The sequence below is a fragment of the Mycobacterium sp. RTGN6 genome (genome assembly GCF_033804605.1).
GTDB lineage: Bacteria > Actinomycetota > Actinomycetes > Mycobacteriales > Mycobacteriaceae > Mycobacterium.
Genome location: NZ_JAPZKZ010000004.1, coordinates 43996 through 63241 on the forward strand (window position 1 = coordinate 43996; position 19246 = coordinate 63241).

Genomic DNA, 19246 nt, shown 5'->3' on the forward strand with positions numbered 1-19246 from the left:
CCGAGGACCTCACCGCACGGCCAGTTCGAGGCTTTCCCGTCGCCGTACGAGGATGCTGGGGATCCATTGACCGGTGTCGACGGCGTCGATGTCGGCGGTGCGCTCGAGCAGCATGCCGAGCACGATGCGCGCCTCCATGCGGGCCAGCGCAGCACCGACGCAGAAGTGCGCACCCTTGCCGAACGTCAAGTGGCCCTTGGCCTGTGCGCGGTCGAGTCGGAACTCGTTGGGCGTGTCGAAGTGCGCCGGGTCGCGGTTGACCGCACCCCACAGCAGCAGCAGGTGCGAACCAGCGGGCAGGGCCACGCCGCCCAACGTGGTGTCGACGCGGACATGGCGGTAGTGACCTCGGAACGGCGGCTCGTAGCGCAGGCACTCCTCGATGAACGTCTCCAACAGATCGGGGTCGTCGCGAAGCCGCTGCTGAACGTCCGGCCGGTCGGCCAGGATCCACGCCGCATTGCCGATCAACGATGCGGTGGATTCACCGCCTGCGCCGAACAGGATGATCATCATCAACTGGGCCGTCACGGTGTCCAACTCGCCGCGGGCGACGGCGGTGGCCAGGTCGCCGAGCAGGTTGTCCTGCGGATCGGCGGCGGCCCGGTCGAAGTGGGTGGCGATGTACCCGGCGAGCTCTACGGCTGCGGTGCCCGCTGCTGCGAGCTCGTCGGCGGACACCACGCCGTCGAGCATCTGCGTTGCGGCGTAACTCCACGCGATGAGTTGGTCGACGTCGTCGTCCGGCACTCCGATCAAACGCGCCACCACCATCATGGGCAGTCGGTTTGCCATCGCACTCATCCACTCGATGCGGCCGCCGTGGACCCCGTCGCGCCACAGCAATTCGGCCGTGTCGGTCACGAACGACTCGGCGGCACGAATGCGTTTGGCCGCCAACTGGGGCAGCAGGTACCTCCGGTGTACCGCGTGGGCCGGGTCGTCGGCGGTGGCCAGTACGTGAGTCGGTCCGCCGAGCGGATCCATCTCGAAGGACGTGACGGTGCCGTCGGGGTGGTACACCATCGTCGCGGTCAGATTGGACGAGAAGTCGTCGACGCGTGCGATGGCGTCCTCGACGGCGGCCCAGTCGGGCACCACGTAGAACGCCGACGCGCCTACGCGATGCACCGGACCCGCAGCACGCAGGCGGTCGTAGAGCGGGTAGGGATCCTGCAACGCGTCTGCGCCGAAGAACTCGAGTGGATCGGAGAGGACGGTCACCCGCTCAGATTGGCCGTTGGAGAACGCCGAGGTCAACGAAAGCTGCGCAACTCGAAACTCGCCCGTCGACGCCCGTTCGGGGGCGGCGTCTCAGCACGACGTCCGAACCAGCTGAAACAGCTGAGATGAAACGTCGAATTCGTCTCACGCGTGAGATAGATTGTAGAACGTGGCGCAGGGCGACTGGATCTTCGACGGCGATCGCAGCGGCGTCGCTCGCGAGCGGCTCTACGCGGCAGCCGCCGACCTGATCTCGCGCGACGGCTTCGAAGCATTCACGGTGGATGCGCTGGCGGCGCGGGCACATTGTTCGCGCGCCACGATCTATCGCCACGTGGGTGGCAAGCGGCAGCTCCGCGACGCCGTGCTGGCCCGCTCGTCGGCGCGCATCGTCGACGTCGTCCGAGCGAGCGTCAAGGACCTCACCGGCGCCGAGCGGGTCATCACGGCCATCGAAGTCGCTGTGGCTCAGATCCGGTCCGACCCCGCAGGCCAGCTGTTCGTCGAGTCCGCTGCGGGCACGCGTGGCAGCGAGTGGCTGGCCGGCTCGGCGGAAGTCACCGGGCTAGCCAATGAACTCGCCGGCCTTTCCGGGGACGATCCGGTCGCGGCCAGGTGGATCGTCCGGCTGGTGCTGTCGTTGCTCTTCCTGCCCGACAAGGATGCCCACGCCGAGCGGCAAATGTTGCGCCGTTACGTCGCACCGGCTTTTGAAGGGGCGGTCGCAGCACCGTGAGCGTTACGGTATATGACTGAATTGTCACGTTCGTCGAGCAGCGTGGCCCCACGCCACCGGAGGATCACGCGACGATGAAGTTCACGATCACCTACCCGATGCACAGCCACCCCTATCATCCAGACTTCGCGTCGGGCGCGGGTGTCGCGACGCTGGCCACCGCGTGCGAAAAGGCCGGCTTCCACGGCTTCGGCTTCACGGACCATCCGGCGCCCTCGCAACGCTGGCTGGAGGCAGGCGGCCACGACTCGTTGGACCCGTTCGTCGCCATGGCCTTCGCAGCCGCCCACACGTCGACGATCCGACTGATCCCGAACATCGTGGTGTTGCCGTACCGGAACCCGTTCGTGGTCGCGAAGGCCGGGGCGACGCTGGACCGACTGTCGGAGGGGCGGTTCACGCTCGCGGTCGGGGTGGGCTACCTCCGCAAGGAGTTCACCGCGCTCGGGGTGGACTACGAGGAGCGTGCGGACCTGTTCGACGAGGCGCTTGCCGTCATCGACGCCATTTGGACGGGTGACGACGTGTCCTACGAGGGAAGGCATTTCACCGCCAACGGCATCACCGCCCACCCGCGGCCGATCAGCAGCCCGCGGCCGCCGATCTGGATTGGCGGCAACACGGGTGCGGCCCGACAGCGCGTCGTCGACCGAGGCGAGGGCTGGTGCCCGTTCGCGGCGCCAGCGGCACTGGCCAAGACCGCGAAGACGGCCGCGCTGGACTCGGTGGAGGCGCTCGGGACGGCCATCGGCGACCTTCGCCGCCGGTCCGAGGCCGCGGGCCGGGATCCGTCGGCGCTCGACATCGCCTTCACCAACTCCGAGGGCGGCAACCCTGGCGAGGACGACTTCAACGCCGACGCCCACATCGCGGGGCTGGAAGCGCTTGCGGCGCTGGGTGTCACGTGGGTGCACGTGCATCTGCCGGGGGACAGCATCGCGCATGCTCAGGAAGCCATCGACCGCTTCCGTGTCGAAGTCATCGACGTGATGTGACCGCGAGGTCGTAACCGAGGGCTACGCTCGGTTTCATGCGCATCGTCATCATCGTGGTCGGAATCGTGCTCGCCTGCTTCGGCGCACTGTGGGCGCTGCAGGGGTTCGGAGTCATCGGTGGTAGTCCGATGAGCAACACCACGACCTGGTCGATCATCGGGCCGATCACCGCGCTGATCGGTATCGCCGTCGCTGGCTACGGGGCGCGGCGCAAGGGCTAGTGGCCGCCTAGTTTGCCCATGTGCGACGGGCGTCTACCGGCGTAATCTTTCGATCATGAACGCCGAGTGGATCCTCCTCTTCGCGATATGCGCGCCGTTCGTGCTCATCATCGCCGTGGTGGTCGCGCTGCTGTTGATTCAGGTCGCGCGTCGCAGGAACGAGACCCCTGAGCAGCGGTACCAGCGCGAAGTGCTTGGCATGCGGCGGGTCCACCTCACCAGGGGCAGCAGAGGCAATCGCCACTACGGGGCGGCGGGGTTGGGGCTGGCCGCCGGGGGACTGTGGCTGGCAGGTCAATCCGGTGCGGACGGCGGGTTCGTGGGTGACGGCGGTGCTACGGGCGACGTTGGCAGCAACTGTGGCGGCGGCGGAAGCTGCGGCGGTGGCGGCTCGAGTTGCGGTGGCGGCGGCGGTTGCGGTGGTGGCGGTGGCGGCTGCGGCGGCGGTGGATGACGGAGTCGGCGTACGAAACCCGTTGAGCGATAGGCAACGTCGCTAATGCGCGGTGCGACCCGCGATGTCGTCCTGGACGGCGGCCACCAATTCGCGGCTGACGCCCCACGGCTCGTCCACGCCCACCTTGGAGTCGAGCTCCCAAAGCACGCACTCCTCGCCCGGGGCGGCCACCAACGACCAGGCGACGACGGTTCGACGTAGCTGCTCGTGAGCGCAGTCGGCGAGCGCCACGGACCCTGCGGGTGCGCCGCCCTCGGGGTGGTGATGCAGAAACCTGCCGTACGCGGCATCGCAGAACGCCGAATACCGCGCGGTGCAAAGGATGAACCCGTGCCAGGCCTGGTCCACCGCGTGCGACGGCATCCCGATGAGCTGCCCGTCGCGCAGGGCAGGCGCGCAGCAGCGAAGCCATTGCCGCAGACCGGTTTCGACCAGCGACCGAGGTTCCCACGGACACGTCTTGAACACGGCGGGCGGAAGCTCGAGGTCCGCGACCGCGGAACTTGCCCGATCGAGTGGATTTCCATGCCGACGTCGCACGAATCAACTGTATGTGCCTGGCACGGTCGTGAAGAATCGAACACCATGACCGTGTTGGCCATCGACCAAGGCACCTCGGGGACCAAGGCCATCGTCGTGGACCCCGATGCCGGAGTGTGTGGCCTCGCGGAGGTGCCGGTGCACCCGCGCTACCTCGACGGCGGCGGCGTCGAGCAGGACCCCGGTGAACTGCTCGAGTCAGTGCTCGCCGCAGGACGCGCCGCCGTCGCGAGTGCGGGCCGGCCCATCGACGTGGTGTCGTTGGCCAACCAGGGCGAGACTGTGCTGGCCTGGGACCCGGACTCCGGCAGGCCGCTCACGCCGGCCATCGTGTGGCAGGACCGCCGTGCGGAGCCGCTGTGTGCCGAACTGGCTCAGCACGCGGAGCTGTTCGCCGCCGAAACCGGGCTGGTGCTCGACCCGTACTTCTCGGCACCGAAGATGGCCTGGCTGCGCCGCAACGTCGAATCCGCAGGGGTCGTCACCACCTCGGACACCTGGCTGCTGCATCAACTGACGGGGACCTTCGTCACAGACGCGACGACCGCCAGCCGGTCGCTGGTGGTGAGCCTCGGCGCCCAGCAGTGGAACCGAGAACTGTTGGCGCTGTTCGGACTCGACGACGAGCGGATGCCCGACATCGTCGCCAACGACGTCGTCATCGGCTCGACGTCGGCGTTCGGCGGCGACGTTCCCGTCGGCGGGATCGTCGTCGACCAGCAGGCCGCGTTGTTGGCCGAGGCCTGCTTCGACGCCGGAATGGCCAAGTGCACCTTCGGAACCGGTGCGTTCCTGCTCGCCAATACCGGGACCGCCGCGGTGCGGTCCCGGTCCGGACTGACATCGTCGGTGGCTTGGCGCGTCGCGGGGGAGGACACCTTCTGCGTCGACGGTCAGGTCTACACCGCCGCGTCCGCCGTGCGCTGGCTGAGCTCGTTGGGCATCGTCACCGGCGCCGAGGAACTCGACGCAGTGGCGGCCGCAGACGCCAACGGCGTGATGTGCGTGCCTGCGCTGGCGGGCCTGGCTGCGCCGTGGTGGCAATCGGGTGCCACCGCAACGATTTCGGGCATGACGCTGTCGACCGGTCGCGGGCACGTGGTGAGGGCACTGTTGGAGGGCATCGCTGCCCAAGTCGGCGAGCTGGCCACCGCGATCGAATCCGACACCGCGTCGACCCGGCTGAACCGGCTACGCGTCGACGGTGGGCTCACCCAGTCGAAGGTGCTGATGCAGTCCGTCGCGGACATTCTCCAGGTGCCCGTCGACGTCTACCCGTCGGCGCACGCCACGGCGCTGGGAGCGGCGGCGCTCGCCGACTTGAGCCTGCACCCGGACAAGGGACTGCGGGACGTCGTGCCGCCGTGGACTCCGGCGTCCACCTACGAGCCCGCGTGGAGCGCGGAGCGTGCCGCCGAATTCCGTTCGGCCTGGCGCACACTCGCCGACACGACGTACCCCGCCAAGGAAACCTCGTGACGGCCGACTACGACGTCGCGGTGATCGGGGCTGGCATTGTCGGGTCGGCCATCGCCCGTGAACTCGCCGGGTACGAACTGTCCGTGGTGCTGCTCGAGGCGCGCGACGACGTCGGCGACGGCACCAGCAAGGCGAACACCGCGATCCTGCACACCGGGTTCGACGCCAAGCCCGGCACTTTGGAATCGGAGCTTGTCAGCCGCGGCTACCGGTTGCTCTCCGAGTACGCCCAACACACTGGCATCCCGATCGAACGGACCGGCGCCGTCCTGGTCGCCTGGGACGACGAGCAACTGCACGCGCTGCCCGGGCTGAAGGCCAAGGCCGAGCAGAACGGCTACCGGGAGTGTGAAATCGTCGACGCCGCAACGGTGTACGAGATGGTTCCGGCACTCGGCGATGGTGCGCTGGGTGGGCTCACCGTGCCCGACGAATCGATCATCTGCACGTGGACGGTCAACCTGGCGCTGGCCACCGACGCCGTCCGCCGAGGCGCAACGCTGCTGACCAACCACCCCGTCGAGTCAGTCGACGTCGGCGCGGACGTGACCCTGTTGCGCACCAACGCAGCCCCCGTCACCGCGCGCTGGGTCGTCAACGCCGCGGGCCTCGGGGCCGACCTGATCGACGCGATGTTCGGGCATGCTCGGTTCAACGTCACCCCGCGCCGCGGCGAACTGATCGTCTACGACAAGCTCGCGCGGCCACTGGTCGACAAGATCGTGCTTCCGGTTCCGACCGCCCGCGGGAAAGGCGTCCTCGTCAGCCCGACGATCTACGGGAATGTGATGCTCGGCCCCACGTCCGAGGATCTCGAGGACCGCACCGCGACGGCCACCTCCGAAGCGGGTCTGGAATTCCTGCTCGAGAAGGGCGGCACGCTGATGCCGCGCTTGCTCGAAGAGGAAGTCACCGCAACGTATTCGGGGCTGCGCGCCGCGATCGATCACGGCGACTACCTCATCGAGGCCGAATCCGCCAAGCGCTATCTGCTCGTCGGTGGCATCCGCTCCACCGGGCTCACTGCGGGCATGGCGATCGGGGAGTACGTTCTCGGTCGGCTCCAGGACGCGGGGCTGACGCTCGTCCCGAAGCCAGAATTGCCTGCGCCGCCGCGTATGCCGAACCTCGGCGAGGCGTTCATGCGTCCGTATCAGGACGCCACCAGGATCGCCGAGGACCCCGAGTACGGAACCGTCGTGTGTTTCTGCGAACGCGTCACCGCAGGCGAGTTGCGCGACGCGTGCCGCTCCACGATCCCGCCCGCCGGACTCGACGGACTACGTCGGCGCACCCGCGTGATGAACGGCCGCTGCCAAGGGTTCTTCTGCGGGGCAGCGGTTCAAGACTTCCTCGAGGCCGGTCCGCGATGAGCACCCTGGTGCCGGACGTCGCGATCGTCGGAGCGGGTCCGGCGGGACTGACTGCTGCCGCGGCTCTGGCTGCCGACGGGCTGAACGTGCTCGTCCTGGAACGCGAAGCGGCCGCCGGTGGCATCCCGCGGCACAGCGACCACCTCGGTTACGGGATGCGCGACATGAGGACGTTCATTTCGGGGCCGAACTATGCGCGCAGACTCGTCGACCGGGCCGTGTCCGCCGACGCCGACATCCGCACCAGGAGCATGGTCACCGGGTGGTCGGGCTCCTCGTTGGACGTCACCTCGCCGGAGGGCCGACACCGCGTCGACGCCCGCGTGGTCGTACTCGCCACCGGTGCGCGGGAACGCCCCCGGTCGGCGCGCCTCATCCCGGGCGACCGGTGCACGGGCGTGTACACCACCGGACATCTGCAGAACCTGGTCCACCTGGGCCACCGGACGGTGGGACGTACGGCGGTGGTGGTCGGCGCCGAACTCGTCAGCTACTCGGCGGTGCTCACGCTCAAACATGCGGGCTGCCACACGGAGTTGATGACGACCACGCATCCGTCGCCCGAGTCCTACGCGGTGTTCAACGTCGCGGGCCGTTCCCCGTACCTCGGCGTCGACGTGGCCACGCGCACCCGGGTCGTGCGGATCATCGGCAAGCCGCACCTGCGGGCCGTCGAGCTCGAACACCTCGACACCGGGGCGCGTCGAATCGTCGACTGCGACACGCTCGTCCTGACTGGTGACTGGGTGCCGGACAACGAACTCGCCCGCACCGCGGGACTGGACATGGATGCGCACACGCTCGGGCCCGTCGTCGATACGGCGTTGCGCACCAGCCGAACCGGCGTATTCGCCATCGGAAACCTGCTGCACCCCGTCGACACGGCGGACGTCGCGGCACTCGACGGCCACCACGTCGCCGATCCGGTGCGCGACTTCCTAAGCGGGAAGCCCAGCCCGTCCGAGGGGGTTCGGCTGTGCGCCGAGGCGCCGCTGCGGTGGATCTCCCCGGGACTCGTGCGGCCCGGCGACCCGGCTCCGGCGCGCCGCCGACTGCTGCTGTGGACGGACGTCCTCGTCCGCGTGCCGACGGTGCTCGCACGCCAGGACGGACGGATCGTCGGCCGCCGCACGCTGCCCTGGCCGGCCGCCCCGGGACGGGTATTCCGCATTCCTTCAGGCATTCTCGACGACGTCGATCCCCGCGGCGGTACGGTGACGGTCTCGCTGCGTTGAGTGGATGCCGGGGCAGGCTTGCTTTCCCCGCCTGGCTGTTCATATTGTGGAACAAAGATTTGGTGCAGACTGTGCCGATCGTGAACGAGGAGGTCGGATGTCCGGACGGCTCGAAGGCAAGGTCGCGTTCATCACGGGTGGGGCGCGCGGGCAGGGGCGGGCGCACGCGATCGCGATGGCCAAGGAGGGCGCGGACATCATCGTCGTCGACATCTGTCGGCAGATCGAGTCGAACCCGTACCCGTTGGCGACCCCCGACGACCTGGCCGAGACGGAGCGTTCGGTCAAGGAGTTGGGCCGACGTGTCTTCGCCAAGATCGCCGACGTGCGCGAGCGTCACGAACTGCGCGATGCGCTCGAGACGGCCATCGCGGACTTCGGCAAGCTCGACGTCGTCGTCGCCAACGCGGGCATCCTGCCGATGGCGATGGGCCGGCCACACGACCCGATGGCCTTCGTCGACGCCACCGACGTCGACCTGCTCGGGGTGATGAACACCGTGGCGGTCTCGCTGCCACATCTGGGGGAGGCGGCCTCGGTCATCATCACCGGATCGACCGCCGGAATGATCACGGGCACCACGGACAATCCCGACATGGGGCCGGGCGGTGCCGGATACGGGTGGAGCAAGCGCGTGCTCATCGAGTACTCCGAACAGCTGTCGCTGCAGTTGGCTCCAAAGATGATCAGGGTCAACACGATTCACCCGACGAACTGCAACACTCATCTGCTGCAGAACGACGGGATCTACAGCATGTTCCGGCCCGACCTCGTCGCCGAGGGCAAGAAGCCGACCCGCGAGGACGCGATGCTGGCGTTCAACTTCTTCCAGGCCATGCCGATTCCGTACGTCGAGCCCGAGGACATCGCCAACCTGGCGGTGTTCCTCGCCAGCGACGAGAGTCGCTACGTGACGGGTCAGCAGATCCGCGTCGACGCCGGGTCGCTACTGCGGTGGCCGAACGGCCCCGGCAAGTAGGCGGCGTCGAGCAGCTCGGGGTCCAGGCCGAGCGTCGCGTCCATCGCGGCCACCGTCTTCAACGTCGTGACGAGGGTGGCGGTGGCGAGGTCCACGAGCACGTCTGCGTCGACGTCCTGGTGCTCGATGCGGTCGATCATCATCTCGTCGAGCGCGCCGACCCAGCCCTTCATGGCGGTGCGCAGCGTCGCGGGCACGGGTTCGGTGATGCCCAAGGCCAGCAGGATGCGTTGGGCGCCAAGCCAGCGCAGGTCGTTCACGGCCGATTGCTGTTCGGGGTCGGAGCCGAGGTCGCCCCGAATGAACGCGACGAAGCTCGGCGCGTGGGAGTCGATGTAGTCGACGTGGTTGCGCAGCGCGTGGCGAAGCTGCTCGACGAGGGTGGCGTCGGGTGGTGGGGCGGTGAGGTGAACGTTCGCGATCTCGACGGCGATCTCGTTCATCGCGGCTCGGTAGATCCCACGCTTGTTCTCGAAGTGATGGGCCAGCAGGCCGTATGCGACTCCGGCGCGCTTGGAGATCGCGGTGGTGGTGACCTGGTCGTAGGGATGTTCGGCGAAGAGCGCGCGGGCGGCGTCGACGAGGCGTTGACGGCGATCGGCGCCGGGCGGGGTCATCGAGCGAGCCCGGTGTCGTGGGCGGGCTCGAGCGCCCCGCGGGTGTCGACGCGTCGACCGCCGATTCGCGCGATCAACCGGCCGATCGCCGGGACCTCGAGTGGGGCAAGGGAATAGCGAGGGTAGACCACCCTTGTGGTGCCCCTCTTGAGCGCGCGGACGACGGCCGCTGCGGTCGCTTCGGGCGGTACGGGGGCGAACGTCTTGGGCGGTGAGGTCTTCCACGGAAGCTCGTCGACGTCGCGCAGTGCGGTGTCGGTGGAGCCGGGCACGACCTCGAGCACCCGCACCGGGGTCTCCGCGAGTTCGTTGCGCAACGCGCGGGTGGCCTGCGCCAGGGCGGCCTTGGACGCCGCGTAGTAGCCGAGCAGGGGCAGCGGCACCGCCTGAACGGTCGACGTGACGTTGACGATGGTGCCGGTGCCTGCCGACAACATGGAGGGGAGCACCGCCGCGGTCAACGCCAGCGGCGACCACAGATTGACCTCGAACGCCTCGCGGGCCAGGCGGGAGTCGGCCACCACGGGCTGGGCGCCGATCAGGCTGGCGCCCGCGTTGCTGATGACGACGTCGACGCCTCCGAGCGTCTCGACGGCGCGCAGCCCCAGCGCCGCAGCGGCGCCCGGCACCGACAGATCGCTGGGCAGCACGATCGGCCGGCGGAGTCCGCGTGCGTGGATCTCGTCGGCGACCTCGTCGAGCAGGTCGGCCCGCCGAGCCGCGATCGCGAGCGCCGCCCCCTCGGCGGCAAGCTGGCCCGCAAGCGCCCGGCCGATACCGCTGGATGCCCCGGTCAACAAGATTCGCGCGCCGTCGAGCTTGGTCCCGCGGGTTCTGTTCACGATGACACTCTGACAGGCTGACTGATAATCAGTCAATAGCTCCGTTTTGGCGTCTGGGTGCACCCGTCAGGCGAGTCGTTCGAGGAGCAGTGGATCCAGGTAGAAGCCGGCGGCCAGTTGGAACACGGTGCAGCCGCAACGAACGTACTCGTGGTGGTGCTCGGCGCGGGGATCGTCGTCGTCGCAGTGGCGGCAGCCGTGGCACTGCCCGCAAATCGAGTGCTCGGGATGTCGATGTCCGCACAGGCACTGCGCGTCGACGCCTCGGCTCATCAGAGCACAGCTAACTTACTAGCCCAAGACATCGTTTCCATGATTGGAGATCCTACCCGACGGTAACAAGATGGAGCAGTTAACTTGATCACGAGGCGGCTCGCCGAGGTAATTGACGCTTTTAACTGCATATATATGTCGCTCACGAAGATAATCTGACTTATGATGGTTACCTCTGTAACCAGTTTTCAAGAATGGATATCGCCCCGGCGGAACACACGCTCGACTTTCCTTGTCGCAAACTGCGCGATCATGGGCACCACGGAGGAATTGGGCAGAAGTTGAGCCCCGGCGGTGGTGGCGGTGGGGGAGGCGGAGGAGTCTCGCCCTCGAAGATGTTCTGGGCGACGTTGCCTTGCCCGAAGTAGACGTACCAGTAGGTGTGGCAGACGTTGTTGTCCCAAATCACTGGGTTGATACGAAGATTGCCGGTCTGGACGGGAGGGTCCCCCGGGCACCAGTGGCACGGGCCGCTGGGATTGTCCTCGGGACAGCCGGGCCAAGCCCGTTCCGGCAACGGAGCTGCGGGCAAGGCCTGCGCGGGAGGCGGGCCCACCACCCCAGCGACGCCGCCCCACAACAGCACAGCGGTGGCGAACCCCACGAATAGTGCTCGCACAGTCCAGGAATCGTCTTCCTTGGCCGCGCCGCACGGATGGGATGGAACCGAAGATCGCGACATTCCGTTCATGGCGGGCTCCTCTTGTTGCTGTCGCCATTGCGGAAGTACAGGGTGTCGGAGTGGCTACCGATCCCAACAACCGTGCCGGCCTGTGCAGTCGAGGGTGAGCCGCAGATCTTGGAAGATTCTTGGAGCCATCGGAATTATCCGATGCAGGCGTGGCTGCTCAGATGTCCGAACGGGTGATCGCAGATGGGGCAGGCGGAATCGTTGTCGCCTTGCGCCGCTGCGTGTTTGCCGCGACCCCGGTGTTCGAGACGCACTGATGTAACGGCGAGGGCGAGTAGCGCGATCTTCATGTATCGAGTCTGTGTAGGACGCCTTGGAGAATTCTTGCGGCGCTCGATCGCACGGTGTTCGGCCCGCCACTCCGAGGGGTTGCGACGGGCCGAACACTGAGTGACACGCGAACGAGGGCCAATCGGTTCAATCCCGAATGCTGGCTCCATCGCGCCACCGGGGCGACCCGGTGTGGTTCATACTTTCGCCATGCCGTCACAGCGAACCTCGCCTGCGCCGATCACCGGCGTGACGACGCTCGATGGCGTCGTGGACGCGATCGACTCGGTCATCCGGTGGTCGATCGAATCATCGAGCCGCATGGGATATTTCGCCACGCTCTACAAGCGCATCACCATCGCGGTCCGCGCCGCTGTCGCCGATGGCGCGTTCGAAGACGGACCGCGCATGGAACAGTTCGACGTCGCGTTCGCCAACCGCTACTTCGACGCCGTGAACGGACACTTTCACCCGAGTCGATTCCCCAAACCGACCCGGTCGTGGCAGGTGACGTTCGACGCGCTCGCCCGGCCGGAGCCAATCATCCTGCAGCACATGCTCGCTGGCGTGAACACCCACATCGATCTCGACCTTGGAATCTCCGCGCAGCAGTTCGCCCCCGGAGTCAAGCTGCGTCAGCTGCACGAGGACTTCAACAGGATCAACGCCGTCCTCGCCAGCCAGATCAATGGTGTCGTCGAGGACATCAACGAAATCTCACCGGCGCTGGCCGACGTGTTCAAAGTGCTGGCGCAGCATGAGGTCTTCCTGATCAATCAGGTGGTGAGGACGTCTCGAGACAGCGCCTGGAGGTTCGCCACGCGTCTTTCGCTGCAACCGGGATTCACCCGCCCGGTGAGCATCTGGTTGCGCGACCGCAAGGTCGCCACTCAAACCGACCTGATCTACGACCCACCGGGGCTGGTCGGGCTGATCGAGACATTGGTCCGCGCCGTGGCCGCGCGCGAAAGCCGTGACGTCGTCAAGAACATCCGCGTGCTGGACATGATTGCGTCGAGGGCAGCGCCCATCCGCACGACTTTGTGACGTCAGGCGCTCTCGCTCGCAAGTGGTACGGGTGGTCCGGCTTGGGCGGACTTTCAACATTCGCGCGTTCCGACTAGGTCATCGCCAGGATCATTTTGGGGCCAAGAAACAGCCTTTGAACAGGAGCTATGGCACGGAGTGTCGAGTAATGTCCACGGAGGACGCTAGTGTAATCGAACACATGTTCGAGTGATGGGAGGGGCTGGTGATTCGAAATGGCTGATCGATCAGCTATCGAGTGGACCGAAGCTACGTGGAATCCGGTTACCGGATGCGACCGAGTTTCTACCGGTTGCGACCACTGCTACGCGATGACACTCGCGAAGCGACTCAAAGCGATGGGTTCCGTGAAATACCAGAACGATGGCGATCCTAGAACCTCTGGTCCGGGCTTCGGCGTGACGATGCATCCGCAAGCGCTAGACGAACCACTCAAATGGCGCATGCCACGAGTGGTGTTCGTCAACTCGATGGCCGACCTTTTCCACGCTCAAGTGTCGCTCGACTTCATACGCCGAGTATTTGATGTCATGCGCGACACGCCACACCATACCTATCAGGTGTTGACGAAGCGTAGTCTCCGCCTGGCGCGGATCGCCGATAAGCTCGACTGGCCTGACAACGTTTGGATGGGTGTATCGGTCGAGAATAGCGACGTCTTGAATCGCGTTGATCATCTTCGCAGAGTTCCGGCTGCCGTCCGCTTTCTCTCCTGTGAGCCACTACTTGGACCCTTGGACGCTATTAGTCTAGACGGCATTAGCTGGGTGATCGCCGGCGGAGAATCCGGGCCAAATTATCGGCCGATGGAGGTCAACTGGGCACGCGGGATCAGAGACGCTTGTACTGACGCCGGTGTTCCCTTCTTCTTCAAGCAGTGGGGCGGCCGCACACCCAAGGCGCTCGGCCGGGAGCTCGACGGCCGCCTTTGGGATGAAATGCCAAGTACGGCCGCCTAGTCATCGTCCAGGTCGACTTCTTGCCGTTCTATCTCGTCCGAAGCGTAGAGGCGGATCGTGGCGCCTGAGGGCCACGGCGAGTTTGTGGGGGATGTGGCGGGAGTCAGCCGAAAGGCCCGCCCTTCGTCGAAGAGAGCGTCAAGAATCGCGCGAAGGTGGGTGTCCTTGAATCCCAAAATCGATGCACGGCGACTTAGATCATCGAAAGAGTATGTGCCGCTTAGCTGTTCGAAAGCATCCTCAAGTTCGGATTTGTCCGGCTCGAACAGAGTGGCTTCGAAACCCGTGCTCGCACTGGCACCCTTTCCGGATGCGGTATCTGCTGACCATCGAGCGTCATTGAAGCACTTCAACCCTGCCTCATGATGGGTGGCGAAGATAAGGGAGTAGCGCGCCTTCCGTCCTCGTACCTCGATGTCAAATGATTGCGTGAGGCAGCCAAGATCTTTCAGCCGCTTCCGATACAGAGCAATTACGGCAGCTTTTGATTCAGCGGTCGTTAGAGACGGGGACAGGCTCTTCCATTCGTCGCCGCCCAGGGTTGCGGTCATGAGCCCGTCCATAACGGGGTTCGTGCGATACCGATGTAGTTCATCGACCATCAAGGTGATGATGACGTCGTTCTTTGGCCGCCTCGCACATTGCTCGACGGCGCTCCATGGGATTGCCTTCAACCCAAGCGGATCGATGATCCACAGAGTCTGACGACCGTTCGGCGAATGAGTTGATTGAAGCAGGCCCGTGATGTCTTCGAACTTCGACGGACTGAGCGGCGCGTGTTCAAGTCGAGGTTCGTCTGGAAGTTCAATCAGTCGTTGATTGAGTGCGGACGTCCTTCTCGGGTCGAGGTCATTCGTAACGAAGCGCAGGTGCTGAAAATTCGCGGAGTGAATGTGGTCGCGATACAACGTCGCGATCATTAGCGCGCTGCCGTCAAGGCCATCGCTGTACTGGCCGCTGCCAGAGAACCCTTCAACGATCGTCGCCTCGGAGCCAAACCTGCCTTGAAGAATTTTGCCCATCCAGCACGCGATGTAGCGCCGATAGAACGTGTGCTTCAAGCGCGTATGAGCATCTGACGGATAGTCGACCAGATTGCGAAGCTCGTCCTTGCGCGTCAATGGAGGCGACGCATCCGCCGCCCGACCGCATCAACTCTTAGGCACGCCGGAAATCTTCGCCCATGTCTGGCCAACTGAGCCACCCGCCTCCCGTCGGTTCAATGGAGAGCCTAAGTGACGGATGTGACGAGTCAGCGGCGAATCCTGCTAGGGCGCGTCGGCAGCGTTGCTCTAAGAAGGGAGGAGGCCCGTCGCGGAGGTGACGGTCGGCGGCAGACCCAACCGGCCAATCCGCACCAAGACGACAAACCTTTCGTGCCTGAGGTCAATTTATCGGCGTAGGCCGCACTGCCCATAGTGCCGGGCAATGGCGATCAGCCCTCGCGTACACGTTCTCATGTCAGACGAGCTGCCACTTGTCGCGCTCGATGCGCGCCACCTCGCGCGCCAGCAAGTCGGACACTGAATGCTTGCGTTGACTGAGAGGCTGCGCCTGAAGCGAGCCGACTTGTGTCCGCTTGTGGTCCTGGAGATAGGGCTCAAGCGTCACGTACCAACTCTTGGTGGTCGCGATGGCGTTGTCGGGGTTCTGGGGGATTAGCTTCGGCTGTGGTGGACGGGTGATGCTATCGCCGAGACTTTGAGACATCCTTTCCACCGGGTCGGTCCACACGATGGGTTTGTCCTTCTCGGCTTCTCGAAGCACCGCGATGCCGTCTCGCCACTCGGTGATGCGTTGTTTCTGGTCTTCGCGCATTTGCATACGGTTGTCGTAGCGCCATTTGACCCACGGTGCGAAGAAGGTGCCGAGCACTCCGGTTGCTAGACCCGCTACACCACCGATGAGTGCGGCCGCCGTTTCTGCTGATGGCACAATCCCCCCAGACGTCGTCGTTGGTCCAGATCGACGCTATAGGCGCATGCAGATCGGTGAGTGAAGGCACGCCGCGCGGGTCGCTGTTGCATGTATATTGCATGAAACTTCTAGAGCAGGGCTAGAAACCCGTCCTGAACTGCGGTAATACTGGTGCGCGATACTGGGATTGAACCAGTGACCTCTTCCGTGTCAGGGAAGCGCTCTCCCGCTGAGCTAATCGCGCCGGGGTCCTTCTTGGAGGTGGAGACGGGAATCGAACCCGTGTGCACGGCTTTGCAGGCCGTTGCCTCACCACTCGGCCACTCCACCAATGGGGTTGATGCCTTCGCACCTTCGAGCGGATGACGGGATTCGAACCCGCGACCCTCACCTTGGCAAGGTGATGCGCTACCAACTGCGCTACATCCGCGTGCCACGGGCGAGATCGTCGCCCGTCGCGAAGGGCAACAATAGTCGACCCGCGCGACGCGACACAAATCCCGTCCTGCCCGCTGGTGGGGACGCGTCAGAAGATGCGGTAGGCCTCGCGCGCGATCGTGAAGCCGTGCCCCGTCGTGGAGTCGCGGCACGTGATGCCCTCCTCGGCGCTGTCGCAACTCAGCGTGCCCGCCGCGATCGACTTGCCGTACTCCAGCGTGTCCGTGCCGCCTAGCGCAGTGTCGCCAACGCAGTTGAACTCCGGCTCTAGGCCGGCCTCCATGCTGATGCCTTGCCCGTAGTCGAATTCGCAGTCGGCGGGCCGTGGCGGCGGCGACCAGTCCCGCTCCGTGATGTCACACCGCGCGAATTGCGGATCGATGATGCAGCCCACGTTGCCGCTGGGCGAGACGAACGCGACGAGCTCGTTGATCACCTCTGACTCGGTGGTTTCGGTGGTTTCGCTTGGGGTGGTCGTGCGCTTCGAGGACGGCGAACGGCTCGACGAGTCATCTGGCTCGGTTGTCGTGATGCGCGTCAGCGTCGGCGACGACGTCGGGGAGGCGGACTCCGTCCCGCCGCACGCCGAGAGCGCAGCGGCGCCGAGGACTGCCACGATGAGGACGACTCGAAGCGACATGGCGGTGACCATACCGCCGGGGCGAGACCCTGGCTCGGTGCTCGGGATTCTCGGCCCGACGGCGCTCCGTGATAATCTTCGACGTCCACCGAGCGCGTATCGGTGTGTCTCCCAGGTCTCGTAGCTCAGTGGGAGAGCGTCCGCCTCACACGCGGAAGGTCGCTGGTTCGATACCAGCCGGGACCACCAAAAAACCCCAGATCAGACGGGGAATTCAAGCGCGACGCACGATGTCGAGGGTCACCGAGCCGACGCCGCGTGTGCGGGAATGCCGAACTCGATGAGTGGCATCAGTCTCCTGCGGTCGGTGACGAGCAGGAGCGCAACCACAGCGCCACGACCAGCTTGCGGCGTCGGACGCACCACCCCCTAGGTGTCAACGCCGGAACCGAGAACTGAGCGGATGGCTTCCGCTGCGGCGAGGAGAGCCTCCTGAGCCGGGGGACAGTTGTTCGGAACGTTGATGGCGCTATGGGCGAGGCTCGGCGTCCGTACCAGCGTGACGGGTACGCCGGCTTGTTCGAGTTTGCGTGCGTAGGCTTCGCCTTCGTCGCGCAGTACGTCGAATCCGGCCGTCGAGATGTAGGCCGGCGCGACGCCAGACAGGTCGTCGGCCAGCAGCGGAGAGATGCGCGGATCGGTAGCTGACCCGTTGTCGCCTAGGTAGGACCGCTTGTAGAGGTCCATGTGGTCTTCGGTCATGGTGAATCCCTCGCCGAACAGCCGGTATGACTCACGCTTGACCGACAGATCGGTGACCGGCTGAAAGAGCACCTGCAGCACCGGCGTCGGCGATGGTTCGCAGCGGGCAGCCCGAGCCGTTGTTTGGGCGATGACCGCGGCCAGGTTCGCGCCCGCGCTCTCGCCGCTGACACCGATGCGGGCTGGGTCGAGCCCGAACTCCTCGGCATGGGTTGCTACGTAGGCATACGCGCCGATTGTGTCGTCGAGGGCGGCCGGGAACGGGTTCTCCGGGGCCAGCCGGTAGTGGACCGAGATCACGATGATGCCCGCGTGGTGCGCCAGCCACCGGGAGACCGCGTCGGCCGCCCCGAGGTCACCGAGGGTCCATCCACCCCCGTGGAAGTGGACGAGACCGCCAGCCGGGCCGGTGAGTCCGGCCGGACGGTAGATCCTGGCGGGCAGGTCGAACTGTGCGGTGGGAATCGTGATGTCCTCGACCGACCCGATCGGCAGCTCATCGCCGAAAATCCATGCCTCAGCTGATAATTGCGCGCGGGCCTTTTCGATCGGGATGGAGTCGAAGTTGCCGGTGCCAGCGAGGTGCATCAGACGCAAGCCAATCTGGGTGTTGACGTCCAGCGTCTGGCCGTCAACCACTATTGGCCGGCCCGCGAGCATGCGCTTGACGGGAGCAGGGAGGTTGACCAGTCGACGCACGACTCGTCGTGCGGCGCGATCAGCCAGCGAGTGCTTGGCGGCCGCGTTCATCGCTTCGTGACCCCACTGTGCGAGGCGAACACGTCACCGATTCCGAACGCACGTTGCAGACGCGCGTCCACAGACGGCGCTACGAGGGCGAGCGACGCCTGGACCTTCTGCTCGAGCGGCGCGACCACGATCTCGCCGATGTTCTTATCGATGCTGCGGATCACTGCGTTCGAGACATCGTCCGGCGACACTGTCCGTACGCCCCTTGGCAACTCGACTCCGCTGTCGGCATACATCCCGGCATCGCTGACGAAGGTCGGTTCGACGATCGAGACTCCAACGCCTGTGCCATGCAGGTCCTGCCGGTGTGCAAGCGCGAACCCACGCAGGCCGAACTTGGTTGCGTTGTACATCGACGAACCCTTGCAAGCGGTACGACCGGCCATGGACCCAATGAGCACGATGTGGCCGCGCCCACGTGCGACGAATTGTGGTGTTACGGCTCGCGAAAGCAGGATCGGTGCGACCAGGTTGACGTCGACGGCGCGTGCGATCTCGGCTTCGGTGAAGTCGACCACACGGCCGACGGCCGGGAGTGCCGCGTTGTTGATCAGGACGTCGATCGGGCCAGCTTCGTCGAGCAGCCGAGTGACGTCGGCGGGGTTTGACAAGTCGGCGGCGATCGACGCCGCACCGATCTCGTCCGCGAGGCGCTCGAGCACCTCCACCCGTCGACCCGTGAGGATCAACTCAGAGTCGTTGGCGCGCAATGCTCGGGCCAGGCCTTCACCGAGGCCGCCGGTCGCGCCGGTGAGCAGGATGCGGGATCCAGTTAGTTTCATGTTCATTCTTCCGTGGGATGTCTTGACGTCGATGCTCTGCGGGATGGTCACCGCAAGGAAGGTGTCTGGCGGCGCCGGA

Annotated in this window: 21 protein-coding genes and 4 tRNA genes; 11 read left to right on the forward strand and 14 right to left on the reverse strand. The window is 65.7% G+C overall.

The window, feature by feature from the left end; all coding sequences use genetic code 11:
* Positions 1-9: 9 nt before the first annotated feature.
* Positions 10-1224 (reverse strand): cytochrome P450, encoded by a 1215-nt coding sequence (locus SLQ33_RS11040; protein ID WP_319453886.1) that lies wholly within the window; start codon positions 1222-1224, stop codon positions 10-12.
* Between the two features lie 169 nt (positions 1225-1393).
* Between SLQ33_RS11040 and SLQ33_RS11045 the strand changes: the two genes are divergently transcribed.
* From SLQ33_RS11045 to SLQ33_RS11060, 4 genes are all read left to right on the forward strand, one after another.
* On the forward strand, positions 1394-1960 hold the full coding sequence (locus SLQ33_RS11045) for a helix-turn-helix domain-containing protein (protein WP_319453887.1): 567 nt from the start codon (positions 1394-1396) through the stop codon (positions 1958-1960).
* Positions 1961-2034: 74 nt separating this feature from the next.
* Positions 2035-2955 (forward strand): LLM class F420-dependent oxidoreductase, encoded by a 921-nt coding sequence (locus SLQ33_RS11050; RefSeq protein ID WP_319453888.1) that lies wholly within the window; start codon positions 2035-2037, stop codon positions 2953-2955.
* A gap of 35 nt (positions 2956-2990) precedes the next feature.
* Positions 2991-3176 (forward strand): hypothetical protein, encoded by a 186-nt coding sequence (locus SLQ33_RS11055; RefSeq protein WP_319453889.1) that lies wholly within the window; start codon positions 2991-2993, stop codon positions 3174-3176.
* A 55-nt stretch (positions 3177-3231) separates the two neighbouring features.
* Positions 3232-3630 carry a hypothetical protein gene (locus tag SLQ33_RS11060; RefSeq protein WP_319453890.1) on the forward strand — a complete coding sequence of 133 codons (399 nt, stop codon included), beginning with the start codon at positions 3232-3234 and terminating at the stop codon, positions 3628-3630.
* A 42-nt stretch (positions 3631-3672) separates the two neighbouring features.
* Here the strand turns inward: SLQ33_RS11060 and SLQ33_RS11065 are convergent, their stop codons facing one another.
* The gene (locus SLQ33_RS11065; protein ID WP_319453891.1) at positions 3673-4173 is read right to left on the reverse strand and encodes a hypothetical protein; all 501 of its coding nucleotides are present in this window, start codon (positions 4171-4173) and stop codon (positions 3673-3675) included.
* A 45-nt stretch (positions 4174-4218) separates the two neighbouring features.
* Between SLQ33_RS11065 and SLQ33_RS11070 the strand changes: the two genes are divergently transcribed.
* The 4 genes from SLQ33_RS11070 to SLQ33_RS11085 all read left to right on the forward strand — a co-directional run bounded on the left by SLQ33_RS11070 (position 4219) and on the right by SLQ33_RS11085 (position 9239).
* The gene (locus SLQ33_RS11070; RefSeq protein ID WP_319453892.1) at positions 4219-5652 is read left to right on the forward strand and encodes an FGGY family carbohydrate kinase; all 1434 of its coding nucleotides are present in this window, start codon (positions 4219-4221) and stop codon (positions 5650-5652) included.
* A complete protein-coding gene (locus SLQ33_RS11075; RefSeq protein WP_319453893.1) occupies positions 5649-7025 on the forward strand; it encodes an NAD(P)/FAD-dependent oxidoreductase in 1377 nt (458 codons plus the stop codon). Before SLQ33_RS11070 ends, SLQ33_RS11075 begins: the two co-directional genes overlap by 4 nt.
* Positions 7022-8260 carry an NAD(P)/FAD-dependent oxidoreductase gene (locus SLQ33_RS11080; RefSeq protein WP_319453894.1) on the forward strand — a complete coding sequence of 413 codons (1239 nt, stop codon included), beginning with the start codon at positions 7022-7024 and terminating at the stop codon, positions 8258-8260. Before SLQ33_RS11075 ends, SLQ33_RS11080 begins: the two co-directional genes overlap by 4 nt.
* A 97-nt stretch (positions 8261-8357) precedes the next feature.
* Positions 8358-9239, forward strand: a complete 882-nt coding sequence (locus SLQ33_RS11085) for a mycofactocin-coupled SDR family oxidoreductase (RefSeq protein WP_319453895.1) — start codon at positions 8358-8360, stop codon at positions 9237-9239.
* Here the strand turns inward: SLQ33_RS11085 and SLQ33_RS11090 are convergent.
* The 4 genes from SLQ33_RS11090 to SLQ33_RS11105 form a co-directional block, all read right to left on the reverse strand.
* On the reverse strand, positions 9179-9856 hold the full coding sequence (locus tag SLQ33_RS11090; RefSeq protein ID WP_319453896.1) for a TetR/AcrR family transcriptional regulator: 678 nt from the start codon (positions 9854-9856) through the stop codon (positions 9179-9181). The two genes, SLQ33_RS11085 and SLQ33_RS11090, sit on opposite strands and share 61 nt — an antisense overlap.
* A complete protein-coding gene (locus SLQ33_RS11095; RefSeq protein WP_319453897.1) occupies positions 9853-10698 on the reverse strand; it encodes an SDR family NAD(P)-dependent oxidoreductase in 846 nt (281 codons plus the stop codon). Before SLQ33_RS11095 ends, SLQ33_RS11090 begins: the two co-directional genes overlap by 4 nt.
* A gap of 66 nt (positions 10699-10764) precedes the next feature.
* Positions 10765-10971: a hypothetical protein gene (locus tag SLQ33_RS11100; RefSeq protein ID WP_319453898.1), complete on the reverse strand. Its 207-nt coding sequence runs from the start codon at positions 10969-10971 to the stop codon at positions 10765-10767.
* A gap of 250 nt (positions 10972-11221) precedes the next feature.
* Positions 11222-11590: a hypothetical protein gene (locus tag SLQ33_RS11105; RefSeq protein WP_319453899.1), complete on the reverse strand. Its 369-nt coding sequence runs from the start codon at positions 11588-11590 to the stop codon at positions 11222-11224.
* Between the two features lie 552 nt (positions 11591-12142).
* On the opposite strand from SLQ33_RS11105, the gene SLQ33_RS11110 reads away from it, so the two are divergent.
* Complete coding sequence (locus tag SLQ33_RS11110) at positions 12143-12979, forward strand: DUF5995 family protein (protein ID WP_319453900.1); 837 nt, start codon at positions 12143-12145, stop codon at positions 12977-12979.
* Positions 12980-13194: 215 nt separating this feature from the next.
* Positions 13195-13938: a phage Gp37/Gp68 family protein gene (locus SLQ33_RS11115; protein ID WP_319453901.1), complete on the forward strand. Its 744-nt coding sequence runs from the start codon at positions 13195-13197 to the stop codon at positions 13936-13938.
* Here the strand turns inward: SLQ33_RS11115 and tcmP are convergent.
* From tcmP to SLQ33_RS11145, 6 genes are all read right to left on the reverse strand, one after another.
* Positions 13935-15059: a three-Cys-motif partner protein TcmP gene (gene tcmP, locus SLQ33_RS11120; protein ID WP_319453902.1), complete on the reverse strand. Its 1125-nt coding sequence runs from the start codon at positions 15057-15059 to the stop codon at positions 13935-13937. The genes SLQ33_RS11115 and tcmP overlap by 4 nt on opposite strands.
* A 340-nt stretch (positions 15060-15399) precedes the next feature.
* A complete protein-coding gene (locus SLQ33_RS11125) occupies positions 15400-15813 on the reverse strand; it encodes a hypothetical protein (RefSeq protein WP_319453903.1) in 414 nt (137 codons plus the stop codon).
* 211 nt (positions 15814-16024) lie between these two features.
* Positions 16025-16099, reverse strand: a tRNA-Val gene (locus SLQ33_RS11130).
* 12 nt (positions 16100-16111) lie between these two features.
* A tRNA-Cys gene (locus SLQ33_RS11135) sits at positions 16112-16185 on the reverse strand.
* Between the two features lie 27 nt (positions 16186-16212).
* Positions 16213-16285 (reverse strand) — tRNA-Gly (locus tag SLQ33_RS11140).
* Positions 16286-16381: 96 nt separating this feature from the next.
* Entirely contained in the window at positions 16382-16933 is a 552-nt protein-coding gene (locus tag SLQ33_RS11145; RefSeq protein ID WP_319453904.1) for a DUF6636 domain-containing protein, read from the reverse strand.
* Positions 16934-17047: 114 nt separating this feature from the next.
* On the opposite strand from SLQ33_RS11145, the gene SLQ33_RS11150 reads away from it, so the two are divergent.
* Positions 17048-17122, forward strand: a tRNA-Val gene (locus SLQ33_RS11150).
* A gap of 180 nt (positions 17123-17302) precedes the next feature.
* Here the strand turns inward: SLQ33_RS11150 and SLQ33_RS11155 are convergent.
* Both SLQ33_RS11155 and SLQ33_RS11160 read right to left on the reverse strand, forming a co-directional pair.
* The gene (locus tag SLQ33_RS11155; protein ID WP_319453905.1) at positions 17303-18385 is read right to left on the reverse strand and encodes an alpha/beta hydrolase; all 1083 of its coding nucleotides are present in this window, start codon (positions 18383-18385) and stop codon (positions 17303-17305) included.
* On the reverse strand, positions 18382-19167 hold the full coding sequence (locus SLQ33_RS11160; RefSeq protein WP_319453906.1) for an SDR family NAD(P)-dependent oxidoreductase: 786 nt from the start codon (positions 19165-19167) through the stop codon (positions 18382-18384). Before SLQ33_RS11160 ends, SLQ33_RS11155 begins: the two co-directional genes overlap by 4 nt.
* Between the last annotated feature and the right edge of the window lie 79 nt (positions 19168-19246).

What these genes read in the sequence shown, in the direction of transcription:
- SLQ33_RS11100 (WP_319453898.1), bottom strand. Translation starts at nt 10,971, where the DNA reads ATGAGCCGAGGCGTCGACGCGCAGTGCCTGTGCGGACATCGACATCCC.
- SLQ33_RS11080 (WP_319453894.1), top strand. Translation starts at nt 7,022, where the DNA reads ATGAGCACCCTGGTGCCGGACGTCGCGATCGTCGGAGCGGGTCCGGCG.
- SLQ33_RS11155 (WP_319453905.1), bottom strand. Translation starts at nt 18,385, where the DNA reads ATGAACGCGGCCGCCAAGCACTCGCTGGCTGATCGCGCCGCACGACGA.
- SLQ33_RS11085 (WP_319453895.1), top strand. Translation starts at nt 8,358, where the DNA reads ATGTCCGGACGGCTCGAAGGCAAGGTCGCGTTCATCACGGGTGGGGCG.
- SLQ33_RS11070 (WP_319453892.1), top strand. Translation starts at nt 4,219, where the DNA reads ATGACCGTGTTGGCCATCGACCAAGGCACCTCGGGGACCAAGGCCATC.
- SLQ33_RS11090 (WP_319453896.1), bottom strand. Translation starts at nt 9,856, where the DNA reads ATGACCCCGCCCGGCGCCGATCGCCGTCAACGCCTCGTCGACGCCGCC.
- SLQ33_RS11110 (WP_319453900.1), top strand. Translation starts at nt 12,143, where the DNA reads ATGCCGTCACAGCGAACCTCGCCTGCGCCGATCACCGGCGTGACGACG.
- SLQ33_RS11160 (WP_319453906.1), bottom strand. Translation starts at nt 19,167, where the DNA reads ATGAAACTAACTGGATCCCGCATCCTGCTCACCGGCGCGACCGGCGGC.
- SLQ33_RS11145 (WP_319453904.1), bottom strand. Translation starts at nt 16,933, where the DNA reads ATGTCGCTTCGAGTCGTCCTCATCGTGGCAGTCCTCGGCGCCGCTGCG.
- SLQ33_RS11050 (WP_319453888.1), top strand. Translation starts at nt 2,035, where the DNA reads ATGAAGTTCACGATCACCTACCCGATGCACAGCCACCCCTATCATCCA.
- SLQ33_RS11055 (WP_319453889.1), top strand. Translation starts at nt 2,991, where the DNA reads ATGCGCATCGTCATCATCGTGGTCGGAATCGTGCTCGCCTGCTTCGGC.
- SLQ33_RS11115 (WP_319453901.1), top strand. Translation starts at nt 13,195, where the DNA reads ATGGCTGATCGATCAGCTATCGAGTGGACCGAAGCTACGTGGAATCCG.
- SLQ33_RS11060 (WP_319453890.1), top strand. Translation starts at nt 3,232, where the DNA reads ATGAACGCCGAGTGGATCCTCCTCTTCGCGATATGCGCGCCGTTCGTG.